7 protein-coding genes are annotated in these 10,778 nt (G+C 71.2%); 1 reads left to right on the top strand and 6 read right to left on the bottom strand.

Going from position 1 to position 10,778, the window contains the following annotated elements; genetic code table 11:
- The 4 genes from ACFWV8_RS30540 to ACFWV8_RS30525 form a co-directional block, all read right to left on the bottom strand.
- Positions 1 to 1,086, bottom strand: a complete 1,086-nt coding sequence (locus ACFWV8_RS30540) for an ABC transporter permease (RefSeq protein WP_384211193.1) — start codon at positions 1,084 to 1,086, stop codon at positions 1 to 3.
- On the bottom strand, positions 1,083 to 2,030 hold the full coding sequence (locus ACFWV8_RS30535; RefSeq protein WP_384211190.1) for an ABC transporter permease: 948 nt from the start codon (positions 2,028 to 2,030) through the stop codon (positions 1,083 to 1,085). Before ACFWV8_RS30535 ends, ACFWV8_RS30540 begins: the two co-directional genes overlap by 4 nt.
- Positions 2,023 to 3,687 (bottom strand): ABC transporter substrate-binding protein, encoded by a 1,665-nt coding sequence (locus ACFWV8_RS30530; protein ID WP_384211188.1) that lies wholly within the window; start codon positions 3,685 to 3,687, stop codon positions 2,023 to 2,025. Before ACFWV8_RS30530 ends, ACFWV8_RS30535 begins: the two co-directional genes overlap by 8 nt.
- Before the next feature lie 181 nt (positions 3,688 to 3,868).
- Positions 3,869 to 5,818, bottom strand: a complete 1,950-nt coding sequence (locus ACFWV8_RS30525) for a primary-amine oxidase (protein ID WP_384211185.1) — start codon at positions 5,816 to 5,818, stop codon at positions 3,869 to 3,871.
- 184 nt (positions 5,819 to 6,002) lie between these two features.
- Between ACFWV8_RS30525 and ACFWV8_RS30520 the strand changes: the two genes are divergently transcribed.
- Positions 6,003 to 6,725 (top strand): GntR family transcriptional regulator, encoded by a 723-nt coding sequence (locus tag ACFWV8_RS30520; RefSeq protein WP_381797164.1) that lies wholly within the window; start codon positions 6,003 to 6,005, stop codon positions 6,723 to 6,725.
- A gap of 26 nt (positions 6,726 to 6,751) precedes the next feature.
- Here ACFWV8_RS30520 and solA read toward each other — a convergent pair whose 3' ends face one another.
- Both solA and ACFWV8_RS30510 read right to left on the bottom strand, forming a co-directional pair.
- Positions 6,752 to 9,295 carry an N-methyl-L-tryptophan oxidase gene (gene solA / locus ACFWV8_RS30515; protein ID WP_384211181.1) on the bottom strand — a complete coding sequence of 848 codons (2,544 nt, stop codon included), beginning with the start codon at positions 9,293 to 9,295 and terminating at the stop codon, positions 6,752 to 6,754.
- Positions 9,292 to 10,743 (bottom strand): aldehyde dehydrogenase family protein, encoded by a 1,452-nt coding sequence (locus ACFWV8_RS30510; RefSeq protein ID WP_384211179.1) that lies wholly within the window; start codon positions 10,741 to 10,743, stop codon positions 9,292 to 9,294. Before ACFWV8_RS30510 ends, solA begins: the two co-directional genes overlap by 4 nt.
- Positions 10,744 to 10,778 lie beyond the last annotated feature (35 nt).

Below are 10,778 nucleotides of genomic sequence, written 5' to 3'. Positions count from 1 at the left end.
TCAGCCTTTCCCTGTTCGCGGGTCGAGGATCATGTACAGCAGGTCCACCGCGTAGTTGACGAGGGTGAACAGCAGGGCGATGGCGAGGGCCGCGCCCTGCACGACGGGGTAGTCGCGCTGAAGCACGCCCTGCACCAGGAGTTGGCCGACACCGCCGTAGGAGAAGACGGTCTCGGTGATCACGGAGCCGCCCAGGAGTGAGCCGAACTGGAGGCCGAGGACGGTGACGATCGGAAGCCAGGCGTTGCGCAGCACGTGACGGCGGATCACCGCGCCCTGCGCGAGACCCTTCATCCGGGCGGTCCTGACGAAGTCGTCGCCGAGGACCTCCAGAACCGAGGCGCGCACGATACGGGTGATGTAGCCGGCCATCGACAGCGCCAGGGTGGTGGCGGGCAGGACGAGGTGCTGGATCCAGGGGCCGACCAGCTCGGGCCGGTCCTGCAGGACGGCGTCGATCAGGACGAAGTTCGTCGTCGGCGTGTAGTCGAGCGAGCTGGGCAGCCGGCCGAGCACGGGGAGCCAGCCCAGTTGGACACCGAAGACGACGATGCCGAGGACACCGAGCGCGAACCACGGCAGGGAGAAGCTCACGGTGGCCACGGTCCTGGTGGCGGTGTCCACCCAGGTGCCCCTGCGCAGTGCGGCGAGTACGCCGGTGACCACCCCGATCAGCACCGCCAACACCATGGCGGCCACGGTCAGTTCGATGGTGCCGGGCAGCGCGTCGCCGAGCAGGCTGAGGACACTGTTGGAGCCGAAGAACGACGAGCCGAACCGCAGGTGCACCAGGTCGTCGAGATAACTGACGTACTGGGTGAGCAGCGGCTGGTCGAGGCCCAGTGCCTGGCCGGCGCGCGCCTCGCTCTCCGCGATCTGGTCGGCCGACAGGTTTGTTCCGCCGCCCGCGAGGGATGCGGCGGGTGAGCCGGGCAGCAGACGCATGGCGAGGAACACCAGGGACGCCAGCGCGAACAGCACGACCGGCACGGCCAGCAGCCGGACGGCCATGACCCGGAGGGTGCCGAGGCTCCCGGAGCCGGGGCGCCACGGGCGCCGGGGACGAGGCACCGTGAGGGTGCTCATACGGTCCCCCGGGGGTCGAGCGAATCCCGCAGGTCGTCACCGACGAAGTTGCAGGCCACCACGTACAGCAGGGTCAGGCCCGCGGGGAGCACCACCAGCCGCGGCGCGGAGTGCAGGAACTCCTGACCGGCCTGGACCATGTAGCCCCAGTCGGACGTGGGCGGTTGGATGCCGAGGCCGAGATAGGACAGGCCGGCGGCGAAGCCGGCCGCGACAGAGAGGGTCATCACGACCTGGGCCAGCATCGGCCCGGCGATGTTGGGCAGGATTTCCTGGAACAGCACGCGGGGGGTGCGGGTTCCGCCGAGCCGGGAGGCGACGACGTAGTCCTTGGCGGCCTCCCGGGTGGTGAGGGCGCGGGCCAGCCGGGCCAGGCCGGGTGCCAGGGAGACGCCGATGCCGATGGTGAGGCTCACGGTGCCCGGTCCCGCGGCGGCCACCAGCAGGATGACGAGCAGGATCGACGGGAACGCGAGCGCCAGGTCGACGACGCGCATCAGCGTCTGCTCCGCGATCCCGCCGGCATAGCCCGCGAGCAGGCCGATACCGGTGCCGACCGCGGCGGCCAGGGCGGTTGCCGCGAAGGACACCAGCAGCAGGGGGCGCGCCCCGTACACCAGCCGGGCCAGTTCGTCCCGGCCCAGATCGTCGGTGCCGAGCGGATGGCCGGGCGAGCCGATGGGCAGCAGCGCCGAAGGCGTCTGGCGTGCCGGGTCGGCCTGGATCAGCAGCGGCCCGACGAGGGCGACGAGGATCACGGCGGCCAGGAACACCCAGGACACCACGGCCGGCCACGACCGGCCGGTGCCCAGGCCGCGCAGCCTCTCAAGCGGGCCCGGCCGCCCCACCCGGCCCCTGATGGGAGCGGGACGGGGGACGGGGGGACCGGCGTCCCCCGGCGGCACCTCGATGGCGCCGGTCACGGCACCCGCCGGGTCAGACACTGGCTTTCTCCATGAAACAGCGGTGGGTGCTGAGGGCGGCGGTGTTCATGCCCTCGACGTCGGCGCCACTGACAACCAGATTGGTGGAGCAGGCCAGCATGGAGATCACCATGTACTCCTCCGCCCAGCGCCGCTGTATCCGGGAGTAGGCGGCGGTGCGCTTCGTGCCCTCCGGCAGGTTCTTGGCCTCCCTCAGCTCGTCCGCCAGTGTCTCGGCGCCTTCCAGCGTGTCCAGGCCGGTGATGGTGCTGCCGTAGAGACCTCCGGGGTTGGCCAGGGAGCCGACCATGTTGTTGGGGTCGGGCACGTAGGAGTTGCGTTCCCAGATCATCAGGTCGTGGAAGTCGTCCTTCCCGTCGGCGAGCCGGCTGAAGTAGGACGCCGGGTCGACGGACGCGGTCTTCACCGTGAACCCGGCGTCCTCCAGGTTCTGCTTGATGATCTGGGCGGCCTTGGGGTGCCAGGAGTCGCTGGCCGCCATGAGCCCGATCTCGCGGCCCTCCGCCCCGGCCTCGGCGAGCAGCCGCTTGGCCTGTGCGAGGTTCCTCTCGCTGAGATCGGCGAGGCCGGTGTCGTAGCCGTTCTGGCTCGGCGGGATGGCGTAGCCCTTCGGTTCGCTGCCAACGCCGTAGAAGGCTTGCCGCAGGATCGCCTTGCGGTCGATGGCCAGGTTGATGGCCTTGCGCACCTTCAGTTCGGGGACGCGCCGGGCATCGATCATCAGTATCGCGTCGAAGCCGGCCGGGGTGTCGTGGACGGTGACCGCGGGGTCGGACTTCAGCTGCCGGGCAGCCGAGTAGGGGGTGAACTGAGTGGCGGACAGGTCGCCGCTGAGCAGGGAGCTGACGATCGTCGACGGGTCCTGCACCTGGCGCAGGACCAGTCGGTCGACCGGTGGGCGGCCGAGCCGGAACTCGTCGAACGCCTTGAGGGTGATCGACTGTCCGGAGGTGGCCGAGGTGAGCCTGAAGGGGCCGGTACCGACGAGGTGCTTGCCGATGTCGGCGCCGTACTTGTCGAGGGCCGCCTTGGAGATGACGCGTCCGCCGATGTCGGAGAGCTGGGCGAGGACGGTGCGGTCCGGCGTCTTGAGCACCATCTTGACGGTGAGTTCGTCCTCGGCGGTGAGCGAGGCGACGTTCGCGCCGAGTGAGGCGAGTGGTCTGGTGGCACCCTTGGGCAGAGTCTTGTTCCCGGGGTCGAACTGCCGGTTGAGACTTGCCAGAACGTCCGCGGAGGTGAGGGTCGTGCCGTCGTGGAACGTCACGCCCTCGCGGAGGGAGAAGGTGTAGCTGAGCCGGTCGTCGGAGATCGTCCAGCTCTTCGCGAGGTCTCCGGTGGGTTCGTTGGACGCGAAGGATATGAAGGTGAGGCCTCGGCAGACGCAGTCCACCGCCATCCAGTCGCCGAGCGTGGTGTAGAAGGCGGGATCGTTGACGGCACTGGTGGAGTCGATGCCGAGGGTCAGGGTGCCGCCCTTGCCGGATCCGCCGCCGGACTTCCCGGACCCGTCGGCCACGCCGCAGGCGGTGAGCAGGGGTGTGAGTCCGAAACCCACTCCGACACCGAGGACGCCTGCTCCGCGCAACATGGTGCGGCGCGAGACGTCCGGTCCGGCCGGCTGATGTGAGGACGATCCCTGCGACTGTTCCGGCATGAGGGCCTCCTTGGGGCGCCATCCCTCTCAGGAATGGATCTAATCAACAATGGATTGGATCCAAAGCATCGTGTCCGACTTGCACTTCACGGGCGTATCCCGGATGTTACGAGCCGATGAATCGCAAATTTGCATGACGGTTACAGTCATGAGCTGACATCACATGGTTTGTGACACCTGGTCAGTCCACACAGCAATGGCCGGCGCTGCCGCCGGCGGAGGGGTCGGGGATGTCCATGGCGGGGTTGCGGTCGAAGAACCCGTCGGGCTCGAAGACCAGCCTCACCTTGTCGACCGGCATGACCGGCCACTGCTCGGGACGCGGGAAGTGGTGCGATCCCACGACCGGCCACAGCACCAGTTCCGCCCCGTCGAGCGAACGGTTCTTCCGTTGCCAGATGTGCACGCCGTCCTCACCGGGCTCCGCCTGGTTCGGGTACTGGCCGCCGAGGTACTGCTCGGCCGGGTCCGAGACGGTCGCCCACAGATGCTGGTGAACGAAGGGCGCCCGGCGGGCCATCACCGAGTCGGGCCGCGCGAACGGCCTGGTGGTGTGGGGCAGCAGCAGCCGGTACGCCGTCGGCTCGCCGTAGCGGTTCGTCCGCTCGGCGCTCTCCACCCGCCAGTGCCGCGCCGTCGCCGGGCTGGTCCTGCGGGCGGCCTCGGACTCGGAGAGCAGCGGCGTACGCACCATCCGGACCGCGTTGCCGTACGGGTCGTGGGCCGGGTCGTCCTCGGCCTCGGCGTTCTCCTCCACCAGACGGTTGCGCGTGCCGTCGACCGCGACATCCAGGCGCAGACCGAAGTAGTGCTGATGCGTGGGGGTCTGGACGTTGCGCGAGACCACCCGGCCGTGGCGCACCTCCTCGCCCTCCTGAATGCCGGAGGCCGACAGCATGCCGGTGAGCTTGATCTCCAGCTCGATCCTGCCGTCCTGGTAGAGCGACCAGTAGAAGCCGTAGTCGTAGTTGGCCACCGTCTGGAAGCTGGAGATGATCAGCCGCCGGGAGCGGCGCACCTCGCTCACCCCGCGACGCAGGTCGTTGTGCTTCCAGAGGATGCCGTCGTCCTCCTCGTGCATGCAGATCGCCTGGGAGACCTCCTGGGCGGTGCCATCGCCTCCGAGGTAGGCCGCGTCGAAGTAGTGGATGACCCCCAGGCAGTCGCAGCCCAGCGCCAGGGAGTTGGTGAGCGGGCCCGCGCCGTACTCGCCCCAGTCGAAGAAGTTCTTGCGGAACTGGGTGGAGCTCGGGTCGAGATAGGGGACGTACATCTCGTTGCAGGCCGCGCGCTTGAGTACCGAGCGGTCCAGGAAGCGCAGGTCGTACAGCACCAGGCCCTCGCGGTGGGTGAAACCGACCCGGAAGTCCCAGCCCTGCCACCGCACCCGGTGGCCGTCGACGCTGAAGCTCGGGCCCTCCGGCTGCACCACCTCCAGCGGCTTGAGGCCCTCGCGGTCCGGGCCGAAGCCCCCGGCCGCCAGCGGGCCGGGCTCCTGCGAGACCGGGACGACGCCGTGGTCCTCGACCTCCAGCACCTCCATGGTCGCCATGTCGATGAGGGGGATCACGCCCTGCACGGGTCGGACGTAGGCGTTGTCGTCCTCCTGGACCCGGTGCCAGACCGAACCCCAGGTGAGCCGGCGGTCCTTGTACTTCTCCGGCACGAAGCCACCGATGGACTCGGCGTCGATCACGGTCAGGGACACGTCGTGGATGCCGCGCCGGGCCAGCGCCTCGCGGAACGCCGGACTCTCCCGGCACGCCCGGGCCGCGGCGCGCGCCTCGGTCGAGGTGATGCCGGGGCGGCGGATGTCCACCGGCCGCCAGTCCAGGCAGCGCGGCTCGGCGCCGAGCTGGACGTCGATCTCCCAGCCGCCGGGCAGGTCGTGGTCCATCGCGACCAGCCCGATACGCAGTTCGCCCTCGGGCTGCCTGCCGGCCATGACCTCGCGGGCGAATTTCTCGTCAAGCACCGCGCCCCAGAACCGAGTCCGCTCGCCGAGCCGTCCGTCGGCCCGCGCCACCGCGACCGCCGCGTCGATCTCCGCGGGGGACAGCGGGTCCATGGGGTGGGTACGGTCCCGCCGCGCGGGCACGCGGGTACTGACACTCCCGGGACGATGGTTCATGGCTTGCTCCATTCACTCGCGCGAACCGCGGATCCGGTAGTGGATCCTTAAAGCACTGAACTGGATACATAATGGTGGTGGAGTCCGCCACGGGTTCCGCCCGCTGCCGGGGCCGGGGGTCCCGCTGCGGCTCCGCCGCTTTCCGGACCGCCGATCCGCACCTTCCCGACCTGACGGAGGCTTCATGGACACCGCCCCAGCACCGGACGAGAGTTCGCCCGGAGGAACGGGCAAGGCCCTCGTCGACGACACGGCCGCCGCCATCAGGGCACGCATCCTCTCCGGCCTGATCCCCATCGGGGCCCAGCTCCGCCAGGCCGAGCTCGCCAAAGTCCTCGGTGTGAGCCGCACCCCCGTGCGGGAGGCGCTGCGGCAGCTCCAGGCCGGCGGTCTCATCGAGGTGCTGCCCAACCGGGGCGCCGTCGTCCGGGTCCCCGCCCCCTGGGAGGTTCGCGAGGCGTACGAGGTACGCGCCGAACTCGAAGGGCTCGCCTGTGTGCGGGCCGTACGGGCGATCACCGCCGACGTGCTGCGGGAGCTGCGCCAGGCCAACGAGACGGTACGGGCGAAGAGCGGCAGGCCCGCACCCGAGGACGGTGCCTCGCCCTCCACCTCGGCGAACGACTGCTTCCACACACTCATCCACACCACGGCGGGCAACGAACGGCTCGCCCGGGCGATCAAGGACATCAACGAGGCGTTCCCGCGCAACATCTCCGCCCTCGTCCTCCGTGACAACCCCCGTCACCGTGAGGACAACCTCCGTGAGCACGAACGGATCGTCGAAGCGCTCGCCGCCGAGGACGCCGACGAGGCCCGCAGCCAGATGAAAGCCCATGTGATCAATGCCGGCGAGCAGTTGGCCCGGTGGTACGAGCAGCGGTCGGCCACGGTCTTCCGGGGCTGACGCCCCGCCCGTGCGGGCGCCGGGGCTCATGCCCGGGCCACGCGCGTCGCCCCGCCGTCACCGGGGCGTCCGAGTTCCCCGGCCCCGGCCATCGCGGCCGGGGACAGGAAGTCGAGGTCGGCCCGCTCCTTGCCCTCCGCCAGGTCCGCGAGCGCGGCGCCCAGCGCCGGGCCGAACTTGAAGCCGTGGCCGGAGCAGGCCGCGACCACCAGGACACGCTCATCGTCGGGCAGCCGCCCGACGGCGAACCGGTTGTTCGGTGCCATGGTGTAGCGGCAGGTGATCGCCTCCTCCACCGGACCGTCGGCCGCCGGAAGGAACCGCGAGGCCAGGCCGAGAAGCCGGTCGCACTCGGCCGCGGTGACCGGGTCTGCCCGCATGGACGGGTCTTCCTCCGGGCCGTGGTCCAGTCCGATCTTGACGCCGGCACCGTCGAGCGCGGGGATGCCGTACAGCAGGCCCACGTCCGGGACCTCGACCGAGAACGGACCGAGGAGCGGCGGCTGAAGCAGGTGCTGCCGCGACGAGCCGATGTGCACGTTGACGATCCGTACGACGCTCAGCGCTCCGGCGAAGGCGGGCAGCAGTTCGCCGCTCCAGGGGCCCGCGGCGACGACCAGCCGGTCGGCCCGCAGCACGCCCCGATCCGTCTCGACACGTACGCCGTCGCCGTCCCGGCGCCAGCCGATTACGGTGCAGCCGTCCCGCCGGTCCACGCCGTGGAGACGGCCGAGCGAGGCCAGCGCCGTGAGCGAGGCTGCCGCGTCGATGACGCCGGCGGCCGGGTCGTGCACGGCGGAGAATCCCTCGCACAGCCGTAGGCCCGGGAACAGCTCTGCGGCGCGAGAATGGTCCACCTGCTCGCAGTCAGGGCCGCGCAAGGTGGTCGGGGCGTCGGCCGCGCGGGCGTACAGACCGCCGGTCCTGGTCAACAGCCGTTGCCCGGAAGCCAGTTCGAGTTCCTCCCAGGCCGCGTAGGCGGCCTCGATCAGCGGGTCCCACACCGGGGAGGGGTACGCGCGTCTGATCATCCGGGTCCGGCCGTGCGAGGAGCCCTCGGTGTGCCCCGCCGGGAACCGGTCGAGGTGAATGACGCGCGCGCCCCGGGCCGCCAGTCGCCAGGCGGTGGAGGACCCGTGAATCCCGGCCCCTACCACGATCACATCGGCCTGTCCGCCACTGCCACCGCGCCCGGCGCGACGCGCGGGGCCGGGTTGGTGCTTCTCCACGACGGAGGCGGAGCCGGTGGCGGTGTTTTCCGCGGCGGTGGCCGGGCCGGGGGCGAACCCGGTGAGCGGCGCCCTGTCGGGGTGGGGCAGGGCGAGTGCCGCCGCGGTGTGACGTCGCCGTTCCCGTTCCGTCAGGAAGGCGATGAGGGCGTCCACGTCATCCTCGCTGTTGTAGACGTGGAAGGAGGCCCGCGCGACGCGTGCCAGCCCGCGTCTCCCCAGATCCCACTGCCCGTGCGAGGCGGGCACCGTCGTCAGACGGCAGCCGGTGGCCCGCAAGTCCCGTACGGTCTCGCGCGGGTCCTCGCCCTCCCGCAGGAAGGTGACGATCCCCGACGCCGCCGCCGGAGGATCGGCGACCCGGATTCCCGGGACGCCGGACAGCCCGGCCCGCGTTCGCCCGGCCAGCGCGGTCACGTGGTCCCGGATCCGTTCCACCCCGAGGTCCAGCGTCTCCTGAACGGCCGTACCCAGCCCCAGCCGCAGCGCGTGGGAGGCTTCCCAGGTCTCGTAGCGCTGCGCCCCGGCCACGAGTTCGTAGCGGTGGGCCGCCGACCACTGGGCGCCCCGCACATCGGGGGCGGCGGGCCGGGTCCTGGCTCGCAGTTCCGGGCCGACATACAGCAGCCCGGTCCCGCGCGGGCCGCGCAGGAACTTTCGGCCCGTGGCGACGACGAGACCGCAGCGCAGCTCGTCGACGCTGACCGGGAGCTGCCCGAGCGACTGCGTCGCGTCCAGCAGCATCGGCACGCCCGCACGGGCGGCCAGCGCGCCGACCTCGGCGACCGGTTCCACCAGTCCCGAGGAGGTGGGCACGTGGGCGACCGTGACAAGCGCCGCCGGCCTGCGCAGGGCCGTCTCCAGCGCGCCGAGGTCCACCTGCCCGCTGGCGTCCGCGGGCAGCACCTCGAGCACGATGCCGTGCGACTCCCGCAGTTCCAGCAGGTGCAGGGCGGAACTTACGTACGTGGACGAGGTGGCCAGGACCCGGTCCCCCGCCCTGAGCCGCAGTGCGCCGAGCGCGCGCTGCCAGGCGACCGACGCGCTTTCCACCAGTGCGATGTCCTCGGGCCCGGCGCCGAGCAGTCGCGCCGCCGCACCGTACACCTCCTCCATGCGGGCGCTCAGTGCCTCGGCCGCCTCGTAACCGCCCAGCAGGGACTCCAGACGCAGGTGCTCGGTGACGGCGGAAAGCGTTGCCAGGCTGGGCAACGCGGCGCCTGCGGCGTTCAGATGGCGGGCGTACCGCATGCCCGGGGTGTCGGCGCGCAGTGAGGCGATGTCGAGGGCTCCGTGCCGGGCGGCCGGGGGCGCCGGGGTGCCGACTGTGTTGGCGTTCATAGTGCGACGACCACCGCCTTGCGCTCGCAGTAGGACAGGAGGGCGTCGTCGCCCAGGTCCCGGCCCAGTCCTGAGTCGCCGAAGCCGCCGAAGGGCAGTGCCGGGTCGAAGACGTTGTAGGTGTTGATCCATACCGTCCCCGCCCGCAGCCGCGCCGCCATCCGGTGGGCGCGGGACAGGTCCCTGGTCCAGACCCCTGCCGCGAGGCCGTAGGCGGTGTCGTTGCCGATGGCAACGGCCTCCTCCTCGTCCTCGAACGGGATGACCCCGATGACCGGGCCGAAGATCTCCTCACGCGCGATCCGCATACCGCTGGTGACGCCGGTGAAGAGCGTGGGTTCGACGAAGAACCCCGCCCGGTCCGGCACACCGCCGCCGACCGCGAGGGTCGCTCCCTCGGCGACGCCGGCTTCGACGTATCCGAGAACCTGGGCGCGCTGCTCCTCGGAGACCAGCGGTCCGACGGTGACGCCGCCGTCGAGGCCGTTGCCCACCGGGACCCCGCGCACCGCCTCGACGAGACGTTCTTCCATCTCCGCGAGGACGGAGCGCTGGACCAGCAGCCTGCTGCCGGCCGTGCACATCTGCCCAGAGTGACCGAAACCGGCCCGCATGGCGGTGGTGACGGCTGCGCCGAGGTCGGCGTCGGCGAAGACGATGTTGGGGCTCTTGCCGCCGAGTTCCAGGGTGAGGCGCTTGACGGAGGGGGCGGCGGCGGCCATGACCTGTCGGCCGACTTCGGTGGAGCCGGTGAAGGACACCTTGGCCACGCCGGGGTGCGCGGTGAGAGCGGCGCCCACCGCGCCGTCTCCGGTCAGCACGTTGAGCACGCCCGCCGGCAGGCCCGCCTCCTCGCACAGGGCGGCGACGCGCAGCATCGTCAGCGGGGTCTGCTCGGCGGGTTTGACGACGACGGTGCAGCCTGCGGCCAGTGCGGGGGCCAGCTTGAAGCAGCCGGTCATGATGGGGAAGTTCCACGGCAGGATCAACGCCGCCACGCCGGCCGGCTCGGGCACCGTGAAGATGTGGTGCCCACCGTCGACGGGAACGACAGTGCCGGTCAGGCGCGTCGGGGCCCCCGCGAAGTGCCGGAACGTCCTGGCGCTCATCGCCGTATCGGCGCGCGACCGTTCGACCGGTTTGCCGTTGTCCCGCGTCTCCAGCACCGCCAGCTCCTCGGCGTGCTCCTCGATCAGCTCGGCGACACGGTTCAGCACACGGGAACGCTCCGCGGCGGGCAGGCCCCGCCAGCGGCCGTCCTCGTGCGCACGGGCCGCGGCCTCCACGGCGCTGTCCACGTCGTCGGAGGTGGCCTGCGCGGCACGGGCCAGGGCCTCGCCCGAGGCCGGGTCGAGGACCGGGAACGTAAGCCGGTCTCCGGGGGCGATCCACTGGCCGTCGACGAAGAAGGGTTCCAGCTCCATGGGCTGTGCGGTGAACATCGTCATGAGATCTTCCGTAAGGGTGTCGGGTGGCCCGGGAG

The sequence above is a fragment of the Streptomyces sp. NPDC058665 genome, assembly GCF_042714995.1.
Classification (GTDB): Bacteria; Actinomycetota; Actinomycetes; order Streptomycetales; family Streptomycetaceae; genus Streptomyces.
This window is presented reverse-complemented; position numbering and strand designations above follow the sequence as displayed.